The sequence below is a fragment of the uncultured Caldilinea sp. genome (assembly GCF_937128415.1).
GTDB lineage: Bacteria > Chloroflexota > Anaerolineae > Caldilineales > Caldilineaceae > Caldilinea.
This window is the reverse complement of record NZ_CAKZMJ010000069.1, coordinates 13531-36048: the sequence shown is the minus strand read 5'-3', so window position 1 is coordinate 36048 and position 22518 is coordinate 13531. Positions and strand designations below refer to the sequence as shown.

The following is a 22518-nucleotide window of genomic DNA, read 5'->3' as shown; positions in this document are numbered from 1 at the left end:
ACCTCCTTTTGCTCAATGCTGTGGAATTGCGCTGTCTGTTGGAACGCGATCTACATATACGCTACATTGTAGACCTTTTGGCGCGAACCGAGGAATTTCGACAGGGGATTGTGCGCTACGCGTGCAGGTGCAAAACGGAATCGATCCGGAACGAAAGCATCGAGCAAAGAGGCGACGATTGCTATTCGCTTTCCATCCGATTTCATGATACGCTCTTGCGGAGAGGTCTCTACGCTTTTCAAATTGCGCTTTTTATCCTCTGCAACGCTGATTTAGGAGCCATCATGAAAGTGCTTCTCGACACCGACATCGGCAGTGACATCGACGACGCCATCTGCCTCGCCTATTTGCTGGCGAAACCCGAATGCGAGCTGCTTGGAATCACCACCGTCACCGGTGAGCCGGAGCGTCGCGCCATGCTCGCCAGCGCCCTTTGCAAGGCCGCCGGCCGCGAGGTTCCTATTTTCCCCGGCGCGCCGCGGCCGTTGCTTGCGCCCATGCGCCAACCGCACGCGCCGCAGGCGGTTGCGCTCGAGCGCTGGCCGCATGAAAGGAGCTTTCCCGTCGGCCGCGCCATCGGCTTTCTGCGCGACGTCATCCGCAGCCATCCCGGCGAAGTGACGCTGCTGACGATCGGGCCGCTGACGAACATCGCCCTCCTCTTCACGCTTGACCCGGAGATTCCGCGTCTGCTCAGGGCGCTCTACATGATGATCGGCTCTTTTGGTCGCAACGACGCCGGCGTTCGCCTGGAATGGAACGCGCTCAACGATCCGCACGCCGCCGCCGTCGTCTACAACGCGCGCCCTCCGCTCCACCGCTCCGTCGGCCTTGATGTGACGTTGCAGGTGCGAATGGATGCCGCCGAGGTGCGCCGGCGCTTTCAAACGCCCCTGCTGCGGCCTGTGCTCGATATGGCGGAAGTCTGGTTTCAGGAGCGACCGGAGATCGTCTTCCACGATCCCCTGGCGGCGGCGACGATCTTCGATGAGCGCATCTGCACGTACGAGCGAGGAATCGTAGAGGTGGAGCTTGCCAGCCCCCGGCTCGCCGGGTTGACGCATTTCACCCCGCAGGCGGGCGGCCCCCACGAAGTGGCGGCGACGGTCGATCCAGATCGCTTTTTTGAGGAATATTTTGCGGTCACCGGTTCGTAGATTTTTTGCAGCGACGCCGCCGACCCAGGTCGGTGGATCGGCGGCGTCGACGGCGCGATCGCAAATGAGAGGAGCTGGTCGAGGCGACCTTTCTTTTTTATCCGCGCAGCTTGCCGCCGACCTCGCGTTCGACGCGGCGAATGATGCGCTCGCGCAATTTGGCGACGTCGGCGTCGCGCAGGCTGGCCTCCTGGCTCTGGTAGGTCAGGCGGAAGGCCAGTGATTTGGCTCCAGGCGGCAGCGGCTCGCCGCGGTATAGGTCGAAGAGCGCTACATCGGTGAGCAGCGCGCCGCCCGCAGCGCGGATGGCGTTCTCGACCGCGCGCACAGGGACGGCCTCGTCTACGATGAAGGCGAGATCCTCCACCACAGGCGGATAGGGGCTGATGGGCGGCACCGGGTCGAAGCGCCAGTGAGGGCGCAGCAGGCGCTCGATGCGCAGCTCCGCTGCGTTGACGCGCACGGCGGGCAAGTCAAAAGCCGCGCGCACCTGCGGGTGCACCTCGCCGAAGAGGCCGGCGATCTCGCCGTCGATCACCACCTCCGCGCAGCGCGGGCCGAAAGCGCCGACGTTGTGCAGCGGACGATACTCCACGGCTTCCCGCTTAAAGCCAAGCCGCTCCAGCAAGGTTTCAAGCACGCCCTTGAGATCGAAAAAGTCCATCTCCTCGCGGCTCGTCGCATAGAAATCCTGCGGCTGACGAGGGCCCACCATCACCAGGCTCAAGCGGCGATCTTCATAAGGGAGCACGCCGTCGCCCAGCTCGGGCAGGTAGACGCGTCCGATCTCGAACATGGCCAGGCGATCGGCGTAACGCAGGTTGTATTGCAGGCTTTCCAGCGCGCTGACCAGCAGGGAACGGCGCATCACGCGGCGTTCGGCTGCGATGGGATTGGCCAGCTCGATAAAGGCGCCGTCGGCGGAAGCGTGCAGCGGCGCATAGGTCAAGCTGAGCCGGACGTGATTTTCCGGCGAAGTGAGCGCGTAGTTGATGGTGTCCTGGAGACCGCAGCCGATCAGGATGTCGCGGATCCGTTCCTCGGTTTCGATCACCTCGTTGCGATGCTGCGTCGGCAGCGCATCCTCCATCAACGTCAGCGGCACGCTCTCATAGCCGAGGATGCGCGCCGTTTCCTCGATCAGGTCGGCGGGGATCGTCACGTCGAGCCGGTGCCAGGGGACGGTGCATTCGAGCAGCGGCTCCCCTGGTCGGCGGTGCAAGGCAAAGGTGGCTTCCGGCTGTGCATTCGGGTCAGGTTCGGCGACCCGACGCACGCTGAAATCGAGACGGCGCAGCGCCTCGCCGGCCTGTTCGAGCGTCACCGGCATGCCGAGGATGCGCTGCAGGTCGCTTTCCGTCGTATAGACGACGACCGGGCGCTGAGGAACCGGATAGGCGTCGACCAAGCCGGGGACGATGCGCCCGCCAGCGTAGCGGCGCATCAGGTCGGCGGCGCGACGCGCGGCGATGTCGTTGAGCGTCGCCGGCACTCCGCGCGTAAAGCGATAGCTGGCGGCGCTGAAGAGTTTGAGCTTTTGGCTGGTGCGACGATTGTTGATGCCTTCGAACGTGGCGGACTCGAGCAAGATGTTGCGCGTTTTGTCGCTCACTTCGCTCTCCTGACCGCCCATCACGCCTGCGATGGCGATGGAGCCCAGCGCGTCGGCGATCATCAACATTTCACTGTCGAGCGTGCGCTCGACGTCGTCCAGCGTGACGAACTTCTCCCCGTCGTTGGCGCGACGCACGATGATGGTGGGGATGCGCTCGCCGGCCAGCTGCGCCCGGCGCACCAGAACGTCGTAGTCGAAGGCGTGCAAGGGCTGGCCATATTCCAACATGACGTAGTTGGTGATGTCCACGATGTTGTTGATCGGCCGCATTCCTGCTTTGATCAGCCGATCCTGCATCCATTTCGGAGAGGGGCCGACCGTCACATCGCGGATGACGACGCCGGTGTAGCGATTGCAGAGCGTCGGCTCTTCGATGCGCACGGCGACGTACTCTTCCACGCGATCCTCGCCTTCGGCGGGGAAGACGTCCGGCGGCAGATGCAGGCGCGCCTCGGTGAGCGCGCCGATCTCGCGAGCGACGCCGATCATGCTCAAGGCCCGCGCCATGTCGGGCGTGAAATCGAACTCCAGAACGAGGTCGCCCAGATAGTCGCGCAGCGGCGTCCCCACCGGCGCATCTTCTGGCAGGAGGAGAATGCCTTCGTGTTCTTCGCTCAGGCCCAGCTCTCGCTCCGAGCAGACCATGCCCGCCGACTCGACGCCGCGAATTTTGGTGGGTTTGAGCTTCTTTTTGGGCCGCGGTCGCTCTTCGCTGTAAGCGTCAACCAGCACGGCGCCGGCGCGCGCAAAGGCCACCTTGAGCGTCGGCAGCGTCTCCACCCCGCGGAACTGAAACAGGTTCGGCGCGCCCGTGACCACGCGCTGCGGCGCATCGCCCCCGTAGTCGACGTCGACCAACACCAGCCGGTCGGCGTCCGGATGAGGCAGGACGGCCACCACCTGGCCGACCACGATCGTCTCCGGGTCCCACCAGTCGCCGATGCGATGGATGGCGTCCACCGCCAGCCCGGCCAGCGTCAACCGCTCCGCCAACGCTTCGACAGGCAGCGTGATATCGACGTATTCTTTCAACCAGGACAACGGCGCCAACATGCGTGCTCACTCCTCAAACGATTTTTATAGCAAGTCCTTATTCTTCTTGACCAACAACTCGTAGACCAGCTCCACCGCCAGCGCCCGCCACTGCCCCCAACCGCGACGCTCGCCGATCAGGTTGCGCAGCTCGTTGCTCACTTCCAGCAGTTGACCGGGCAGCACTTTGCGAAACGCCGAAATCTCATTGTCGCGCACGCAGACCGGCTCGGAAAAATCGGTGCTCAGGTGAAAGACGTAACTTGCGAAATGGGCAATTTCGTTCTGATAATGAAACTCATAGGCGATCACGCCCAGGAAACGCTCGACCGTCACCGGCAGATTGGTCTCCTCCGCTGTCTCGCGCAACAACGCCGCTTCGACCGACTCATTCCAGCCGACGCCGCCGGAGAGGACGCGATAGATGTGGCTGGGGTAATGCGCCTTGGCGTGCAACAAGATGCGCCCGGACGGATCGGTGATGGCGAACACCACTTCAGCGCGGCGATCGCTGTCCGTCCGCCAGCGGTTGCGGCGGATGTACTCATCGGCCTGCAAGATGTAGCTGCGTCGCACCGGCTCACCGTACCGCGCAGCGAGCGCTCGAATTTCCTCTTCGGAAACGATGGAATAACGAGCGTCAACAAATTGCGATGCATCTGGCGGCGCCATAGTGGTTGCTCCTGGCGGTTGTGGCGGGATCAGGGCGGGCTTACAAAAAATTCTCTGCTCCAGAACGGTTTAGCGATTGTCTGCGTTACGACGATGGACAGCCGCTACGGCGGCCTTATAGATATCGTTCAGCGTTTCAGGTGTTGTCACCGTGATATTTAGCCCGTGCAACAGTCCCTCCTTTAAATCGTAGATCACGCCGTGCACCGACAGAGGTTGCCCTCGTTCCCATGCCCCTTGCACGACGGAGGTGGAGCAGGCGTTGCGCACCTGTTCGATAACGTTCAGCTCGCAAAGTCGATCGAAGCGAATGTGCTCGTCCTGCACGCTCGCAAGGTAGGCGGCATGGATTTCTGCGACATCTTGAATGTGTTGAATCCAGTTATCGATCAAACCCAGGCGGCTATGCATCAACGCCGCCTTGACGCCGCCACACCCATAATGACCGCAGATGACAATATGCTTCACCTGGAGCACATCAACTGCGTATTGCATGACGGCGAGGCAGTTCAAATCGGTGTGGACCACCAGATTCGCCACGTTGCGATGCACGAAGAGCGACCCCGGCAACATGCCGGTGATCTGCGTGGCCGGCACGCGGCTGTCGGCGCAGCCAATCCACAGATATTCCGGCGTCTGTTGTTCGGCCAGGCGCTCAAAGAACGTTTGATCCTGCGCCTTTATTTCCTGCACCCAGGCTCGATTGCCATCGAACAGACTTTGCAAGGGATTCATCGTCTTAAAACTCCAGCTTCTACTTTTTTGCTTTTTTCTTTATACTCGCTATGCAAATCTTTATACTCGCTATGCAAATATGACGCTTCTGCGTCGATGGATTATTTTCGACGACGCTGCATGATGATGGAAATTGCACCGCCGATCGCCAGCAAACTTATTGTGACGATCGAAAGAACGCCGCCGACGATGCGCGGCGGGGTGTCCTCATAGATGAGCAGAAGATAGCCGCTGCCGGGCGGGACTTCGACCGTCATGCGTCCCAGCGTTCCGGTCTCTTCCGGAACAACCGGAATCTGTTGGATGCGTTGTCCATGCTCGCCGTCGAGCAGGTAGGCGTTCCAGCCCGGATAGTAAAAGTGGTTGAAGACAAGCCGTTGCGGCGTCTCTCGACCGTTGTAGTAGAAAACTTCCTCGCTGATTGTACTGTGCGCCACCGAGCTGGCGCCAAATGTCTCATAGTCAAAAATCGAATAATCGAGCTTCGTATCGACCGGCCGAACCGGCCCCCCTGCCTGCTCCTGGCTGATGTAATAGTCGGCCATTGGGCTCCAGGTTGGAATCTCCTTGACCCAGGCCGTGCTGCCCGTCATTTCATCGGCGGACTGTTGAAAACGCATCAGGGCCGCCAGGCTCACCGGGCCTTCGGCCGGTTCGCGGATTTCGACGCGCAGGTACGGATAGCTGGCGAGAATCAGCAGGCTGGCGAGCGTCAACAGCGGCAACGACAAACGTTGCATTTCCGCCACGATCGACCGATGTCCGACCAGGGCAGCGAGCAGACTGACGCACAATGTCGTGATCACCAGCCACCGCCAGGGGAATTGCGCAGCCTGCAGCACACCGCCCACGACGGGAAGCTCCCATAGCCGTGCGCCGGAGACGCTGGCGACGAAAAGACCGAATACAGCGCCGACGATGAAAAAGAGAACTTCCCAGCGCGCTCGCTCCAGCGTTTTCCACGTGAAAAGCACGCCAAGTGCGCCGAAGACGACCAGCGCCGCGCCAATTTGAAAACTGATCGTATCATCCGGCCCCGGAACGCTGGCGCCGAATCCCCAGGCCGGGCTGAAAAATTGATGCCACTCGACGAAATGGCCGCGATAGGCGTAGCGGCCGTCGAACCACTGGTCGACGCGCACATATTGTCGTTCTGTAAAGGCGGGCAGCCAGAAGGCGGCGCTCAGGCCAAGCCCCGCCGCGCCGCCCAGCGCGGGGGCCGCCAGCGCGCGCAGCCACGCGCGCACCTTCGCCCATCCTCCTTTAGCCCCTGGCTGCGCATAGAGCAGCGCCAGCAGCAGGACATAGCCTGCCAGCAACGGCGTGAAGAGGACGATCACCAGGTTGCTCGTGACCATCAGGCCGGCGTAGCTCACCGCCAGGCCGACGATCCAGCGGTAGGCCGGGCGCACCACCGCCTGTCGCGCCGTCCACAGGCAAAGCGGCAGCCAGACGAAAGCCATGCTCTCCGCCAAATTGGCGCGCACGTAGAGGTTGAGCAGGTGATAGGGAGCATAAGTGTAGGCCAGCGCCGCCAGCAACGCCGCCGGTCGCCCCAGCCAGGAGCGCACAAAGGCGTACATGGCGCCGGCGCTGGCGACAATGCTGAGGACAAAAACCGCCTCGACGGCGTCGGTAAAGTCAAAGCCCAGAAAATAGTGAAACAGCTCGCCGAGAAAATGGCTGAAGGGGCCGTAGATGTTGAAAAAGGGATAGCCATACCCGAAGGCGAAGTCGGGGCTCCAACGCGGCCACCAGATGCCATCCTGCACGAGCCGGTCGTATTCAAACAAGAAGTAGACATGGTGACGCGCGTCGTTGGCGCCCCAGAAATAGCCGGGCAGCAGGAAAGGCGCCACGGCGAAGATCGTGAACCCAACGGCCAGCCAGAAGAGCGCATCGCGCCACAGCGGAGGGTGCGAGATTCCACCATCGAAAATCTCTAGATGATGTTTCTCCGCTGCGCGCGCCTCAGCCGCGTCCCCTTCCAACCACTTATCTCCCATACAACACCAGTTTATCGTCGCCGCCGACGAGCGGCAGGCGCGCGCCGTCGCGCCAATCGTAAAAGCCAAAGTAATAGATCAGCCGCCGACCCGGCGGCGCCCCCGACAGGTCAAGGCGATAGCTGTTTGTCAGCACCTCTCCTGGACGCCAGCGAGTCGCCGGCCGCTCCTCGCCCAGCGGCTGCGCATCGAGTTGCGCCGCCACCCTGGCGCCTTGTTCATCCTCCACGATCGCCTGGAAGAAGATATTGTAATCGAAAGGGAGCGGACGCAGCGGCTGCCAGGCGACTTCCAGCGTCGCAGCAGGAGGGTCCTCCTGCTCGTGCAGCGTTGCACCGAGCACCAGAAGCTGATTGTCGCCGAAGATGGCTACGGGCCGAACTGCGATCTGCACCTGCGTATAGGCGGGCGTCGTCGCGCCGAGGCCGGCCAGAACGATGAGGGCGACCATTGCGCTCCAGTACGCCGGTCGCTCTATCTCCGTCAGCAGCAGCGGCAGGGCGGCCAGTGGGGCCACCAACAGGGGCGCCACCGTCACCATGGTTTGCCAGGGATAGGTGAAGAGGCGTTCGGCTCCGCTCAGCCGCCAGAGCGCCTCGCTTGCGCTCAAGGACAGAAAGCCGGCGACAAGCCCTGCGCCGAGGCTGAAGCCGATCAGCCGACGCAACGGCGCGGCCACTTCGCCCCAGCGCGTCGCCATGACCCAGACCGCCAGCACGCTCGTGAGCAAGGCGACGAAACCGGGTTGATAGGGATGCTGCGCCCCCCATGCGTTGGTGAGCAGCCCGGCGCCGGGATCGAGCAAGAGATGGAGCGCTGCAAAGTGCTCGCTGAACGCAACCGGGGAGGAAGATGAAATGTCCCACAGAGGCAGCACCCCAACCAGGCCGGCGGCGCCGCTCGCCAGCATAATCAGTGCGACCAGTCTGTCGCGCTCCACAAGCAAAGCATAGAGGAGCAGAACGACGGTGACGGCCGCGGCCAACCCAGCCTGGATGCGCCACATCCAGAGCACGCTGAGCACGGCGACAGCCGCGCCGACCAGCGAACGACGGTCTCGATAGCTGGCCAGGCCGGCCAGCGCCAGCGGCGCAAGCGCCAGAATCATGGCGTCGCTCACGCTGCCGCGCACGTAGACAGTTCCCAGGAAGATCGGTGAAAGCATGTAGGCCAGGCCGGCCAACCCGGCGCCCCGATCGCCCAGCCGGTTTGCCAGCCATGCGTAGACGCCTGTTCCTCCCAGCACAAAGGCGAGGATAAAGGTGATGCGGATCGCCAGCACAGGATCGAGGCCGATGCGCAGAAGCGGTTGTGCGATCAGATACGCGCCGCCGCCTACGCCGCGCCAGAGATCAGGGGTCGTCGCCACAGTCGCCAGCGAGGTCGGCGACACGCTCTGATAGACAGGGGCGAAACCTTCCCATCCCTGCCAGTAACCCGGATAGAGCGCGGGCGCCCATGCGAACGCTCCTAGCAGCAGCACCGCCCAGAAGCCCGCGCGCACCGGAACCTGCTCGCTCCAATTCATGGGGTAGGATTATAGCATGGCGTTGAAAGAAGGCTTGAATTGATCACGCTTCAGCCGACCGGCTGTCGATCAGGACGCCGCCCCCTTCGGCGCCGGTGGGCTCTTTCTCCACCTCCGCCTGAACCTGATCCAGCCGCTTGATGTAACCCTCCAGACGCTCCAACTCGGAGAGCGTCAACCCATAGCGGTTGGCGGGGTGATGAAGTAGGCGGGCGACGTCGAGCGAGACGAGGCGCGCCAGCTCGGTGGCGGTGTGAAAATCGAGCCACGGCAGCGGCGAGAGGCGCTGAAACTCCTGCGCAGCGGGCGTCGGCTTGGGGCTGTGGCGCAACGGCAGAATAGGTCGCTCCAACCGCCAGGCCAATGCCCATTCCAGTCCGGCTGGTGCGGTGATGTCGTTGCCGAGCAAGAAATAGACCCGGTCGCAGTTGGCGATGCGTTCGAAAATTTCGTCGACGGTGGGCAGCAGCGGCGGCGAGCGGCGGATTTCGATCTCCACCTGCACGGGCAGTTCGGCGATCGCTTTGCCGATCACGCTGCGCATTGCCTCCAGGTCTTGGGTTGCAGCGACAAAAATGCGTAATTTCTCAGCCATACTTCAATTGTGCATCAAGGGGGACAAAACGCCAAGCTTTCCCCCTGTTTTCCGGAGAGAAAGCGTTCTGTCCACACGCGACATGCATGCCTCGACTGTTTTCCTGATCCCATAAGATGGATTGAAATGATAAATGCGGGTTCTCGACGTCTCCGCCTTGCTCGCATGGCTGCAGGATGAGCCAGGAGCCGCTGCGGTCAAAGAAGTTTTATCGGGAAGCGCTATGTCGAGCGTGAACTGGGCGGAGGTGTTGCAAAAATCCCTGGCGCACGGGGTGGACATTGCCGACCTACGCGAGGCGATGGAGGCGCTTGGTCTCGTAATTGTGGCATTCGACTCGACTTTGGCCGAACGGGCCGCCAGATTGTGGTTGACCCACAAAACGCTCTCGCTCGCAGATTGAGCCTGTCCGGCGCTGGGCGTTCAGCACGATGCGCCGGTTTGGGCTGCTGACCGGTTCTGGACGCAGATCGAAACCGGCGCAAAGGTGCGGTTTGCGAGCGTAAGTCTTGGCGCGTTTGAAGAGTGCGCTACGTTCGGTAATCGCCGTTGATGCGCACGTAGTCGTAGCTCAGGTCAGAAGTCCACACCGTTGCAGCCCCCTGACCGAGGCCCAGCTCCACGCGCACGTCGATCTCTGGCTGGGCGAAAATGGCGCCAGCTTCCTCCTCGCGATAGTCAAGAGGCACGCCGCCCGCCACCAGCTGGAGCTCGCCTTTCCGCGAGGCTGCGTCCGGCCCTCCGTTGATGAATAGATTGCATCGTTCGGGAACCACCTGCACGCCGGCGCGTCCGACCGCCGCCAGGATGCGCCCCCAGTTGGCGTCGCCGCCGAAGAAGGCCGTCTTAACCAGCGGGCTGGTGGCGATGGCGTTGGCCGCCTGATGCGCCTCTGCATCGCTGGCGGCCCCCTGCACGCGCACGGTGACGAAACGCGTGGCGCCCTCGCCGTCGCGCACGATCGCCTGCGCCAGCTCCGTGCACAGATCGGTCAGCGCCGCCGTGAATGCGACATAGCTTGCGCCGGTGGAGCTGACGATCTCCTCGTTGTCGGCCAGACCGTTGGCAAGCAGGAGGACGGTGTCGTTGGTGCTGGTGTCGCCGTCGATCGAGATGCAGTTGAAGCTGACGTCCACCGCCTCTTTCAATGCCTGTTGCAGCAGCGGCTGCGCGATGAAGGCGTCGGTGGCGATGACGGAGAGCATGGTCGCCATGTTGGGGTGGATCATGCCGGCGCCTTTGGCGATGCCCACGATGGTGGCCGTGACGTCACCCAATGGAACCTGTCGCATCGTCAGCTTGGGCCGCGTGTCCGTGGTCATGATTGCCTCGGCGGCGAGAGGCCAGCCGTCTGGACGCAGCGCCTCGACGACTCTGGGAATGCCGGCAAGCATTTTGTCCATGGGCAACTGCACGCCGATGACGCCTGTGCTCATGACGAAGACCGAGTGCTCGTGCGCGCCGAGGCGCAATGCGGTCTGTTCGGCGCAGATGCGCGCGTTGGCGACGCCTTGCGGGCCGGTGCACGCATTGGCGCACCCTGCGTTGATCAGCACGGCGTGAATTGCATCCGGATTGAAGGCGAGAAGCTGGCGGTCATAAATGACGGGTGCAGCCGGAAAGCGGTTCTGCGTAAAAACGGCTGCGGCCCGGCAGGGAATGCGGCTCGCCACCAGCGCCAGATCGAGCGCGCCGGACTTTTTGATGCCGGCGGCGATGGCGCCTGCGTCGAAGCCCTTGACGATGTAGGTCATGGCTTGCTCCTTGTGAGAGTGGAGAGAGGAGACGTAGGAACGAAAGTCGTCGCCATCTTCCAGGAAGCTCCAAAGCTTCCTGGAAGACGCCCGCCGAGGTCGGCGACCTCTTAATCCCGTTTGAAATCCTCGTAGTCGATCTCCTCAAACTCTGACATCCCCGGACCCTGCACGCGCAACATGGCGGCCACCTTGAGCGGCAGACCAAAGAGCTTGATAAAGCCTTCGGCGTCGGCCTGGTTGTAGACGTCGTCCTGATCGAAGGTGACGTAATCCTCGCGATAGAGGCTGTACGGGCTTTTGCGTCCGGCGAGGATGACGTTGCCCTTGTAGAGCTTGAGCCGCACCGTGCCGGTGATGTTCTGTTCGGTGTAGTTGACGAACTGCGTCAACGCCTCGCGCAGGGGCGTGAACCACTGGCCGTTGTAAACCAGCTCGGCGAACTTGAGGCCGACGATTTGCTTGAAGTGGAGAGTCTCTTTATCCAGACAGAGCTGCTCCAATGCGGCGTGCGCTTTGTAGAGCAGCGTGCCGCCCGGCGTTTCGTAGACGCCGCGGCTCTTCATGCCGACCAGCCGATTTTCGACGAGATCGACGCGACCGATGCCATGGCGCGCGCCGATCTCGTTCAGCGTCTGCACGATGCCGACCGGACCATGCGCCACCCCGTTGACGCGCTCCGGGATGCCTCGTCGGAAATAAATCTCCACGTACTCCGGCTCGTCCGGCGCATCGGTGGGATCGACCGTCCACTCGAACATGTCCTTGGGAGGCTCGTTCCATGGGTCCTCCAGCGGGCCGCCTTCGTTGCTCAGATGCCAGAGGTTTTTATCCTGGCTGTAGATGCGCTCCATGGTCGCCTTGACCGGCACGTTGTGTTCGGCGGCGTAGTCGAGCGCATCGCGGCGACCGCGGATCGTCCACTCGCGCCAGGGTGCGATGATGCGCAGCTTTGGGTTGAGCGCCATCACCGTCAGCTCGAAGCGCACCTGATCGTTGCCCTTGCCGGTGGCGCCGTGGGCGACGGCGTCGGCGCCTTCCAGCTCGGCGATTTCGACCAGCTTCTTAGCGATCAAGGGGCGCGCCATGGAGGTGCCGAGCAGATAATCGCGCTCGTAGATGGCGCCCGCCTGCATCGTAGGAAACACATAGTCGGTGAGAAACTCCAGCCGCAGGTCTTCAATGTAGACCTTGCTCGCGCCAGAGGCCAACGCCTTTTCCTCCAACCCCTCCAGCTCTTCGGCCTGACCCAGGTTGGCGCAGAAGGCGATAACTTCGCAGTGGTAGTTGTTGCGCAGCCAGGGAACGATAATGCTGGTGTCCAGCCCGCCGGAATAGGCGAGCACACATTTTTTGACAGGCGGTTTCGCAGCTTTCGCGGACATTTGGGCGACCCTTTCTAATCATGGACAAAACGATGCCAAAATAAGGTTCAAACAGACCATGTTCAAAACAAAGTCAAACAAAAAACGCCACCCGGTCTTCCGGCGTGGCGTGGGATGCGGCGACGTGCTCTGCGCTCAGGCTGCATTGCCGGCGCTGTCGTTCGACAGCGCCTCAGCTTGCAGATGTGCGTCCGCATCCGGCGGACTTCCTCCTCAAACGCAGCACAACCATCATGCGCATAGTATAACGGATAGGGATTGGAGAGGGAAAATTGGAAATGGACTGAATTGTCTTATAGATTCATGTTGCGCAGTTCGAGGACACCTGTGCGTAGAATGCAACCTTGAGGAAGCTGGATGGAATTTCCCGAAGAATTCTGTCAACCGGTAGGCGCTGCTCGTAGCAGCGCTTCTTCGCATTCCCCAAGACTTTGTAGGCTGTCGAGGATGTGCGGCTGCGAGCCGCAGCTGCGACGCTTCCTTCTCCCCCTCTCCCAACATTGGGAGAGGGGGGCGGGGGGTGAGGGCCTACTGCGCTTCCTTGGATTTCCCGAGGCCTTGTGGGCTGTCGAGGAGGTGCGGCTGCGAGCCGCAGCTGCGGTGGCATCCTACTCTTAAACATCGCACCAGCAGAGTGCGTTCTTTTTTATACCAAAATAAATATTTGGTATAAATTTTGGCCGAACTATTGACAATTTATAGACCAAAATGCTATTGTAAAAACGCCACGTGTTTTCTTCTATCGAATTTTAAGCGATGCTTGCACGCGATTTGGCCGCCGAGCAGTTGCGGCGGCGCATTGAAAATGGAGAGCTGAAGGCAGACAGCGCGCTGCCGTCCGAACGCGAGCTGGCCGAGATGCTCGGCGTCAGCCGCATGACGGTGCGCGTGGCGATCGAGCAGTTGGCCGGCGAAGGGCTGCTCGTGCGGCGCCCCAATCGTCGCACACTGGTGGCGGGCGACAAGATCAGCCGCAGCGCCAGCTTCATGTCCTTCAGCGAAGAGATGCAAGCGCGCGGCTGGCGTCCTCACTCGGTGGTTCGCCAGATGACGACGGCGGTCGCCGACGTGGCGGTCGCCGCGCAGCTCAATCTGGAGGTGGGAGCGAAGGTTATTTACCTGGAGCGTTTGCGCTTCGCCGACGATGAACCGCTGGCGCTGGAGCGCGTCCACCTTCCCTATGCGCGCTTCGTCGGGTTGTTCAGTTTCGACCTTGCCCAGCGCTCGCTCTATGCCCTCATGGAGCAAGAGTTCGGCGTGCGGCCGGTGCTTGCCGAGGAGAGCGTGGAGGCGGTCTTGTTGTCCACCGAAGAGGCGGAAATTTTCGGGGTTGCGCCAGGGGCGCCTGCGCTACTCACGCGGCGCATCACGCATGACAGCGAAGGCAGGGTGGTCGAGGCCGCCACCAGCCTCTATCGCGGCGACCGCTATCGCATGGCGCTCGTGCGACGACGATGACGGGCGTGTGCAGAGAGGCGTTCACAGAAAACGCAAAAGTAATCAAGGAGTGTTTGCGTGGATCATCAGCAAAAGGCGGAGGCGTTTCTTCGGCAGGTGCGAGGACGCCTGATCGTTTCTTGCCAGGCGTTGCCGCATGAGCCGCTCTACGGCGCCGAGATAATGGCGCGCATGGCGCTGGCGGCCGCGCAAGGCGGCGCCGCCGCCATCCGCGCCAACACTCCCTCGGACGTTCGCGCCATTCGCGGCGTCGTCTCGTTGCCGATCATCGGCCTCTACAAGGCGGAGATCCCAGGCTACGACGTCTATATTACGCCGACCCTGGCGCACGCGTGCGAAATCGCTGCAGCCGGCGCCGACGTCATCGCCATCGACGCCACGGCGCGGCCGCGGCCCGAATTCACCGACCTGAAGTCCTTCATCGCCGCCATCCATCGAACGACCGGCCTTCCGGTGCTCGCCGACGTCTCGACCGTTGAAGAAGGCGTCGCAGCGGAGGCGGCCGACGCCGACTTTGTGGCGACGACGCTGTCAGGCTACACCCCCTACAGCCCCCAGCAGGACGGGCCTGACATCGCCCTGGTCGCCGCCCTGAGCCGCGTGCTGAAGACGCCCGTGATCGCCGAAGGACGCTATCACACGCCGGAACAGGTCACCGCTGCGTTGGCGGCAGGAGCTGTGAGCGTCGTTGTAGGAGGCGCCATCACGCGGCCGCAGGAGATTACGCAAAGGTTTGTGAAAGCGATCGAAATATTCAAACGCTGAGAGAGGAGCGTCTGTCTTTGCCGCAAGCAGTTGTCTCGATCATCCCGCTCGATGATCGCTCTGTGAATTATGAATGTTTGCAAATGCTTGGCGAGGCCGCCGGCTTTGAAGTGCGCCTGCCGCCGAAAGCATGGTTGGGCACACCCTGGCGCATCGGCGAGATGGAACTGTTGCGTGGGTGGCTGCTCGAACAGGCGCAATCCGCAGACGCCCTGATTGTCGCCGTCGATACGCTGGCCTACGGCGGGCTGGTCAACTCGCGGCGCTCCACCGACAGCCTGGAGACAGTCATGCAGCGTCTCGCTTCTCTGCGCGAGATCAAGCGATCTCGCCCCGAACTTACGCTGCTGGCCTTCAACGTGCTGATGCGCATCACACGCAGCAACGACGCCGAGGAGGAGAAAGCCTATTGGGCGGACTATGGCGCGCGCATCTTTCGCCTTTCCTATCTCGAAGACCGCGCCGCCATGGCCGTCGCTGCGCCCGCCGAACTGGAAGAGATTGCGGCGCTGCGCCGGGAAATTCCCGCTGCCCTGGTCGAGGATTTCCTGGCCGGGCGCACCCGCAACCACGCCGTCAACCGTACGATGATCGAATGGGCGGCGCAGGGCGTCTTCGATTATCTCATCATTCCCCAGGACGACACCGTCGACTATGGCTGGAACATCGCCGAAGCGCGGCGTCTGCGCCACTATGTGAACGAGATCGGCGCGACGGATCGGGTCTCGATCTATCCCGGCGCCGATGAGACGGCGATGCTGTTGCTGGCGCGCTACGCCGCCCGTTGCGCCAGCTTTGCCCCGCGCGTGCGACTGCGTTACAGCGGCGCCGGCGCCGATCAGGTGATCACCGCTTATGAAGACCGCCCCATGACGGAAATGGTCAAGGCGCACCTGGGGCCGCTGGACGGCGTGGTGACCGAAGCCCCAGACGCCGACATCGTTCTCTTTGTGAACGCACCTGCTGAGGCGCAGGGCAATGGCCCCGAACAGTGGGCGCTGCGTTTGAACGAGGCGGAGATCGCGGCGCTGTCATCCGCCTCTCAGGCGGCGCTGGCCGCCTATCGCCGACACAGCAGCGGCGCAACCACCCTGCGCGAAATGCACAGCGTGCGCCGCAACCTGCCGGAATTCGTGCGGGCGTTGGCGCAGGAGATCGCCGCCGGACGCACCTGCGCCGTGGTCGACGTCGCTTTTGTCAATGCGGGCGACCTGGCGTTGGGCGAGCTGCTGACGCGTATGCCGACGCTCAGCCGGTTGGCGGCCTACGCTGGCTGGAACACAGCTGGCAATACGCTGGGCTGTGCGCTCGCTCATGTCGTGATTCGCCATCTTCAAATCTTGCATGGCGCAACCCTGGGAGCATTGGCTGCGCATGCGCGCTTTCTCTTCCTGCGCCTGGTTGAGGATGTTCTATTCATGGCGAGATTGCGCAGCCAGATCGCCGTGGAGACGCTGCCAACGCTGGGGCTGCCGATCACGCTGGGCCATGTCGGCGAGCATACAGAGACGGTTCGTGCACAGGTCGAGCAGCGCCTCACTGCGGCGGCGGCGCAACTGGCGCAGGAGCGTTTCGTCGGCGCACGCTTATGCGCAGGCGACACGTGCATCACGCTAGAAGAGCTGAAAGTGACCGGCGTCGAGCTGCCGTGGGGCCGGCTGTTCGACCTCACGATGGACGTGGAAGCGGCCTATGCAGTTGCCTGAGCCGATTCTGGTCTTCGACATCGGCGGCACGAAGGTGGCGGCTGCGGTGCTGGAGCCGGACTTCAGCCTGCATCAACGCCAGGAGATCGCCACACGGGCGGCGGAAGGGCCGGAGCGCGTTGCACAGCGGACGGCCGCCCTCGGTCACGCCGTCATGCGCCGGTATGCGGGGACGCAGGGGACCATACGGCGGGCCGGCGTCGCCAGCGCCGGCCAGATCGATCGGAAAACCGGCGTCGTGCGCTACGCCACCTTTCATCTGCCGGGGTGGAGCGGCTTCCCCCTCGGTGAACGCCTGGCTTCGGCGCTGGAGATGCCCGTATCTGTGGACAACGACGTGAACTGCCACGCGCTGGCCGAGGCGGTGCTGGGCGCCGGCCGCCCCTATCGCCATTTCTTGCTGGCGGCAGTGGGCACGGGCATTGGCGGCGGCGTGGTGATTGATGGCAAGTTATATCGAGGGCGGTTAGGCGGCGCAGGCGAGATTGGGCAGGTGTTGGTCGAGTTGCAAGGTGGCCGCCCTTGCAGCGACCAGTTGAGCGGCTGTCTCGAGGTGTACGCCGCCACCAGCGTGATGCTGCAGCAGAGCGGTTATGCATCGGTCCAGGCGCTGGCGCAGGCGTACTGCAACGGCGAAGCCGTTCCCGCCGTCGATGAAGCGGCGAGGTGGCTGGGCTGGGGGTTGGCGAGCATCGCCCACGTGCTTGCGCCGGAGGCGATCCTGATCGGCGGCAGCGCCGCCCTGCTCGGCGCGCGCTATCTCGACGCAGTGAAGGCCGCCTTCGTCGAACGCACGCTGCCTTCGCATCGAGACACTGCGTTGTTGTTCACACAATTGGGCGCAGACAGCGGACTGATCGGCGCCGGCCTGATTGCGGCGGAAGGGTAACGTCAAACAGACGTTGCGTTTGAGTGGGTCGGGCAGGTCAAAGTTCAGTCCGCTGTGAGTCGCAATTCTTGCCTCGGTTGATTTTCAGGTGTGTTTTTCCAGAAGGGGTGAAGCCATGTCAGAACAATCGAAACATTCAATGAGTCGGCGTGCATTTTTGCAGATGGTTGGCGCTGGGGGTGCAGCCATGGCGCTGGCGGCCTGCGCAGTGCCTGCAGCCCCTGTGGCTGCGCCGGGAGGGCAGGCCGGCGGCCAACCTGCGGCTGCAAGTGGACAGGTTTTTCTCAATTACTGGACCGGCTGGAGCGGCTTTGAGTTTGATGAGCTGCAAAAGCTGGTGGACAAGTTCAATCAGGAGCATGAAGGCGAGATTTTCGTCAACATGACGACCGTTTTCGGGCAGTATGAGAAGGTGCTGACGGCTATCGCCGGCGGCAATCCACCCGATGTCGTGTCGGCGGTCTGGCTGCGCCAGTTGGTCTCGATGGCCTCGCGTAACGGTCTGCAGCCTATCACCAAGTACGCCGAGGCGGCGGGCATCGATGGATCAGAATACTTTCCGCAGTTCTGGGACGCCTGGTGGTGGAATGACAATTTGTGGGGGCTCATGATCACTTCTAACTCTCAGGTGATTGCCTACCAGCCAGCCTTATTCGAGGAAGTTGGAGCGGACCCGAACAATCCACCCAAGATGACGCCGGAGTTAGACGAGATCGCTCAGAAGCTCGAAAAGTTTGACGCCAACGGGAACATCGAGCGCGTTGGATTGCTGCCGGCTGGGTTGACCTGGTGGGGACGCGTCTTTGGAGGCAGCTTCTACGATGCAGAAAATCAGAAGATCACCGCTAACGATCCCCGAATCGTGGCGGCGTTGGACTGGGAAGCGTCCTATCGGCAGCGCTTGGGCCCCGAAAAAGTGGCGGCGTTCCAAAGCGGCTTCGGCGATTACATGAGCACGCAGAACTCCTTCTTTGTCGGCAAAGAAGCCATGACGCAGGTGGGCGAGTGGTTCATTCAGTTCCAGAAAAAGTTTGCGCCTGACCTCGTGATGGAGTTCATGCCGGCGCCCTATCCCGAAGGCGGCAACGAAAACACCACTACCTTCGACGGCAGCGTCTTCACAATCCCGACCGGCGTCAAGGCGCCCGATGCATCGTGGGAGTTCATCCGCTGGCTCAGCGAGCCGCAAAACATGGGCGATTTCTGCTACGCCATCCAAAACGTGCCGCCGAAGATCGCTCCCGCCTCCGAAGAGCGCTTCGTCAGCGACCATCGCTTCCAACTGGCCGTCAACCTCTTGAACGGTCCGCATGCGTTTGGCCCGGACAAAATGCCGGTCAATGACCTGCTTTACTCACGGCTGGCGGAAGCTGAAAGCGCTGTATTTAATGGACAGATGAGTGCGCAGGAGGCATTGGATCAGGTGACTGCCGAAGTTCAGGCGGAGTTGGACAAAGTGCTCCAGCGCGGCAGCTAATACAGCTATTAGGCCCCCAGTTCATCCGCTCTCTGGCGAGGGAGGCTGCGCCTCCCTCGCCAGAGAGCGAGTGTCGGTGAATGCGATCTTACAGGAATCATCAGCATGACAGCAGCAACCAACGCCCGAACCCTGAACCTGAATGCACGCAAGCTGCGCTCGCTTCTGACCGGACTTGCCTTCATATCGCCGGCAATAATCGGTTTCCTGGCGTTTGCAGCCTGGCCGATTGTGCAATCTCTCTACTATAGCTTCACCGACTACAACGTGCTGCAGCCGCCGATCTTCATTGGCCTGGAAAACTATCGAGACCTGCTCAACGATCGCGTCTACGGCATCGCTCTGCGCAATACACTCTACATGGTGTTCATTGGGTTGCCTATCCATTTAATCTTCGACTTTTTGATGGCGCTGCTGCTTGCGACGCAGATCCGTGGATTGTCGATCTATCGAACAATCTTCTACCTTCCTTCGATCACGCCTGTGGTGGCGGCGACCATTGTCTGGCTGTGGTTGTTCAATGGCCAGTACGGCATTTTGAACGTATTTTTAGAATGGCTTGGACTCCAGCGCATCGGCTGGCTGACCGATCCTCGCTTCACAAAACCTTCGCTGATTTTTATGGGGTTGTGGTTCGGAGGAAACACGATTCTCATCTATCTCGCCGGGCTGCGTGATGTGCCGGTCTCGCTGTTAGAGGCGGCGGAGCTAGACGGCGCCAATGCCCTGCGCAAGACCTGGCATGTAACGTTGCCGATGATGAGCCCCGTCATTTTCTATACAATCATTATCAACGTCATCGGCTACTTCCAATATTTTACGGAAGCATGGGTGTTGACGGCAACACGCGACGGCTCGGCCGGCGGCCCTCTCAATTCGATGCTGTTCTACGCCATGTATCTCTATCAGTCGGCGTTCCAGTTGTTCAAAATGGGATATGCAAGCGCGCAGGCGTGGATTTTATTTGCCATCGTGCTGCTTGCGACCGCCGTGCTCTTCCGCACTTCTGGTTGGGTTTACTATCGTTCTGAGGAGTAGCTATGCGCGCAAGCAAACCTCTCATGCCCCCCGCCTTTTCACTCCAGTCGCTGGGGTTGCATAGTCGCCGCAGACAGAGTGCGCTCATGAAGGGCTTCGCCTACGTCGTCTGTACGTTGATGGCTGTGGCGTATGTCTTCCCTCTCTATTGGATGATCACGACGGCCCTGAAAACAGACGTCGAAGTCTTTCTCGTGCCACCCAGCCTTTTTCCAAAAGATCCGCAATGGGGAAATTTTATTGCTTCAACCCAGTATATTCCGTTTTGGCTATATATGTACAACACTTTGGTGATCTGCGCGCTGACCATTCTTGGCACCGTGATCTCCTGTTCGCTCATTGCGTATGGGTTTGCGCGTGTGAAGTGGCCTGGCCGCAACCTTGTGTTTCTGATTTATCTGAGCACGATTATGTTGCCCGCCCAGGTGACGATGATTCCCCTTTATATTGTCTTTCGTCAGCTTGGCTGGGTGGGCACCATCTGGCCGCTCGTCGTGCCCGCCTTTTTTGGCAACGCACTTTACGTCTTTCTGCTGCGTCAATTTATGATGACCATTCCCAACGAGCTATCGGATGCGGCGCGTATCGATGGCGCAGGGGAATTGGGCATCTTTTGGCGAATCATTGTGCCGCTGATTAAACCGGCGCTGGCCACCGTAGCGCTATTCACCTTCGTCGCCACCTATCGAGATTTTTTAGGGCCGCTGATCTCCCTCACCGAACAAAATCAATGGACTATCTCGCTTGGTCTCAAAATGTTCCAGAATATGTATGGCGCGCAGTGGCAGTTGATGATGGCGGCTGCAACGCTGACCATGATTCCAACCGTAATTCTGTTCTTTTTAACGCAACGCACCTTTATTGAAGGAATCGCTCTAACAGGAATTAAGGGGTAGAACCGCTTGCTTTGCCTGACATTGTGGACAAAGCGAGGCAGCATCCCCATGCTCTGTCAGGTGCTTCATCAAAAGTGGTGATGTATGAACAAACTGCGCATCGGGGTTATCGGCGCTGGGGGAATCGGCGATGCTCATCTGCGCGCCTACGCCGCCTGGCCTCAGTTATGTGAAATTGTCGCAGTTGTCGACGTCGATTTGGCTATCGCTCAGGCGAAAGCCTCCCGTTATCATGCCACAGCCTTCGGCGATTATCGTCTGATGTTAGAACAATGCAGCCCAGACGCTGTAAGCATCTGCACGCCACCCAAGTGGCATCTCCCCATTGCGCTCGATGTAGCGGAGCGAGGAATCGCCTGTCTCTGTGAAAAGCCGCCGGCGCGCACCCTGGCCGAGACCGAAGCGATTGTGGCTGCATTCGAGCGCTCAGGCGCAATCTTGCAATTCGCTTTCTGTCATCGTTTTCACGAACCGGTGCGTCAGGTGAAGGAGTTGATCGGCGCCGGCAAACTGGGCAAAATCGTCCAGATTTATAACCGCTTCGGCTTTCGTTTTGAGCGCGCTGCGACGTCATGGTTTACCGATCCAGACATAGCAGGCGGCGGCGTTCTGATCGACACGCTGGTGCATAGCATCGACATTTTTCGAATGCTTGCCGGAGAGATCGAGCGTATCGATGCCGTTGTTTCAACCACGCTCCCTATTTCCGTGGAGGATACGGCCTCGATTCAAGTTACCAGCCATTCCGGCGTGATTGGCTCGTTGAATTGTAGCTGGGTGACGCCGGTCTCCGAAGCCGAGATTCGGGTGTGGGGCACGGAAGGCGAAGCAATCATCGATTACACAACAAACGGCGGCGCACGCTATCGCTTGAGCAGCGACTCAGAGTGGACGGCGCTTCCGGCGATGGCGCCCGACCGATTTGTCCTCCAGGCTGCCCACTTCTTGAACTGCGTACGTTATCGCCAATCCCCGCTCGTCGGCGCCGCCGACGGCCTGGCGGCGATGCGCGCAATCGAGGCGGCGTATCGTTCGGCCGGCAGAAAATAGTCCACAAAGATGTGGTACAATCTCCAAAGGAGGCGGATCTATGGCGGCGTTCAATCTTTCCAAAGAAGGCTCAACGAAAACCTTAACCCACGTGCGTCCTTTGGAGCCGGGTGACCGATTGACGCGGGTCGAATTTGAGCGCGCCTACGACGCTATGCCTGGGTTGAAAAAAGCGGAGCTGATTGAAGGGGTCGTCTACATGCCATCGCCTGTCCGCTACGAGAGTCATGGACTGCCGCACGCATTGATGGTTGCGTGGTTAGGCGTCTATAGCGCTCACACGCCGCATACAGGCGTCGGCGACAATGTCAGCGTACGGCTCGACCTGGAAAACGAACCCCAGCCTGATGCGCTGTTGCGGCTGGATACAGCAGCAGGTGGCGCTTCGGTGATCGACGCCGATGGCTACATTTCTGGACCCCCGGAACTGATCGTCGAAATCGCAGCCAGCAGCGCCTCCTACGATCTCCACGACAAGTTGCGCGTATACCGTCGATGCGGCGTGCAGGAGTATCTGGTCTGGCGCGTCTACGATCGAGAAATTGACTGGTTTACGCTCAACGAAGGGCGCTATGAGTCGTTGCCTGTCGATGCGGAGGGCGTGGTGCGCAGCCAGGTTTTCCCTGGGCTTTGGCTCAACCGCGCTGCGATGTTGGAAGGCGACCTGGCGCAAGCGCTGGCGACGCTGGAGAAAGGGCTGGCAAGCGAGGAACATGCAATCTTCTGTCAGACGCTCAGACAGCGCAGCGCAACGCCATAG

The 22518-nt window shown here is 61.1% G+C and carries 19 protein-coding genes; 11 read left to right on the top strand and 8 right to left on the bottom strand.

Annotated elements, in window-relative coordinates; translation table 11 throughout:
- The first annotated feature begins 284 nt into the window (after positions 1 to 284).
- Complete coding sequence (locus Q0367_RS13235; RefSeq protein ID WP_298982765.1) at positions 285 to 1157, top strand: nucleoside hydrolase; 873 nt, start codon at positions 285 to 287, stop codon at positions 1155 to 1157.
- A gap of 97 nt (positions 1158 to 1254) precedes the next feature.
- Here the strand turns inward: Q0367_RS13235 and pheT are convergent, their stop codons facing one another.
- The 6 genes from pheT to Q0367_RS13205 form a co-directional block, all read right to left on the bottom strand.
- Entirely contained in the window at positions 1255 to 3825 is a 2571-nt protein-coding gene (gene pheT / locus Q0367_RS13230) for a phenylalanine--tRNA ligase subunit beta (RefSeq protein ID WP_298982763.1), read from the bottom strand.
- Positions 3826 to 3849: 24 nt separating this feature from the next.
- On the bottom strand, positions 3850 to 4476 hold the full coding sequence (locus tag Q0367_RS13225) for an NUDIX hydrolase (RefSeq protein WP_297640390.1): 627 nt from the start codon (positions 4474 to 4476) through the stop codon (positions 3850 to 3852).
- A gap of 69 nt (positions 4477 to 4545) precedes the next feature.
- Complete coding sequence (gene can / locus Q0367_RS13220) at positions 4546 to 5211, bottom strand: carbonate dehydratase (RefSeq protein ID WP_298982761.1); 666 nt, start codon at positions 5209 to 5211, stop codon at positions 4546 to 4548.
- 101 nt (positions 5212 to 5312) lie between these two features.
- The gene (locus Q0367_RS13215; RefSeq protein WP_298982759.1) at positions 5313 to 7217 is read right to left on the bottom strand and encodes a hypothetical protein; all 1905 of its coding nucleotides are present in this window, start codon (positions 7215 to 7217) and stop codon (positions 5313 to 5315) included.
- Positions 7207 to 8745, bottom strand: coding sequence for a hypothetical protein (locus tag Q0367_RS13210; RefSeq protein WP_297640385.1), 1539 nt, complete (start codon positions 8743 to 8745; stop codon positions 7207 to 7209). Before Q0367_RS13210 ends, Q0367_RS13215 begins: the two co-directional genes overlap by 11 nt.
- Before the next feature lie 43 nt (positions 8746 to 8788).
- On the bottom strand, positions 8789 to 9340 hold the full coding sequence (locus Q0367_RS13205; protein ID WP_297640384.1) for a hypothetical protein: 552 nt from the start codon (positions 9338 to 9340) through the stop codon (positions 8789 to 8791).
- Between the two features lie 133 nt (positions 9341 to 9473).
- Here Q0367_RS13205 and Q0367_RS13200 point away from each other — a divergent pair, with 133 nt between their 5' ends.
- The gene (locus tag Q0367_RS13200; protein WP_297640382.1) at positions 9474 to 9743 is read left to right on the top strand and encodes a PIN domain-containing protein; all 270 of its coding nucleotides are present in this window, start codon (positions 9474 to 9476) and stop codon (positions 9741 to 9743) included.
- A gap of 127 nt (positions 9744 to 9870) precedes the next feature.
- Here the strand turns inward: Q0367_RS13200 and argJ are convergent, their stop codons facing one another.
- Together argJ and Q0367_RS13190 are read right to left on the bottom strand one after the other, a co-directional pair.
- Positions 9871 to 11094, bottom strand: a complete 1224-nt coding sequence (gene argJ, locus Q0367_RS13195) for a bifunctional glutamate N-acetyltransferase/amino-acid acetyltransferase ArgJ (RefSeq protein WP_298982756.1) — start codon at positions 11092 to 11094, stop codon at positions 9871 to 9873.
- Between the two features lie 110 nt (positions 11095 to 11204).
- Positions 11205 to 12479 (bottom strand): argininosuccinate synthase, encoded by a 1275-nt coding sequence (locus Q0367_RS13190; RefSeq protein WP_297640379.1) that lies wholly within the window; start codon positions 12477 to 12479, stop codon positions 11205 to 11207.
- Positions 12480 to 13235: 756 nt separating this feature from the next.
- On the opposite strand from Q0367_RS13190, the gene Q0367_RS13185 reads away from it, so the two are divergent.
- The 9 genes from Q0367_RS13185 to Q0367_RS13145 all read left to right on the top strand — a co-directional run bounded on the left by Q0367_RS13185 (position 13236) and on the right by Q0367_RS13145 (position 22518).
- Complete coding sequence (locus Q0367_RS13185) at positions 13236 to 13937, top strand: GntR family transcriptional regulator (protein ID WP_298982753.1); 702 nt, start codon at positions 13236 to 13238, stop codon at positions 13935 to 13937.
- Between the two features lie 57 nt (positions 13938 to 13994).
- A complete protein-coding gene (locus tag Q0367_RS13180) occupies positions 13995 to 14702 on the top strand; it encodes an N-acetylmannosamine-6-phosphate 2-epimerase (RefSeq protein WP_298982751.1) in 708 nt (235 codons plus the stop codon).
- A gap of 17 nt (positions 14703 to 14719) precedes the next feature.
- Positions 14720 to 16408: a DUF4127 family protein gene (locus Q0367_RS13175; RefSeq protein ID WP_298982749.1), complete on the top strand. Its 1689-nt coding sequence runs from the start codon at positions 14720 to 14722 to the stop codon at positions 16406 to 16408.
- Positions 16395 to 17297 (top strand): ROK family protein, encoded by a 903-nt coding sequence (locus Q0367_RS13170; protein ID WP_298982747.1) that lies wholly within the window; start codon positions 16395 to 16397, stop codon positions 17295 to 17297. Before Q0367_RS13175 ends, Q0367_RS13170 begins: the two co-directional genes overlap by 14 nt.
- Positions 17298 to 17412: 115 nt before the next feature.
- Complete coding sequence (locus Q0367_RS13165; protein WP_298982745.1) at positions 17413 to 18774, top strand: extracellular solute-binding protein; 1362 nt, start codon at positions 17413 to 17415, stop codon at positions 18772 to 18774.
- Positions 18775 to 18879: 105 nt separating this feature from the next.
- Positions 18880 to 19812, top strand: a complete 933-nt coding sequence (locus tag Q0367_RS13160) for a carbohydrate ABC transporter permease (RefSeq protein WP_298982742.1) — start codon at positions 18880 to 18882, stop codon at positions 19810 to 19812.
- Between the two features lie 86 nt (positions 19813 to 19898).
- Positions 19899 to 20708 (top strand): carbohydrate ABC transporter permease, encoded by an 810-nt coding sequence (locus tag Q0367_RS13155; RefSeq protein WP_298982740.1) that lies wholly within the window; start codon positions 19899 to 19901, stop codon positions 20706 to 20708.
- Between the two features lie 84 nt (positions 20709 to 20792).
- A complete protein-coding gene (locus Q0367_RS13150) occupies positions 20793 to 21758 on the top strand; it encodes a Gfo/Idh/MocA family protein (protein ID WP_298982739.1) in 966 nt (321 codons plus the stop codon).
- A 40-nt stretch (positions 21759 to 21798) separates the two neighbouring features.
- On the top strand, positions 21799 to 22518 hold the full coding sequence (locus tag Q0367_RS13145; protein WP_298982737.1) for a Uma2 family endonuclease: 720 nt from the start codon (positions 21799 to 21801) through the stop codon (positions 22516 to 22518).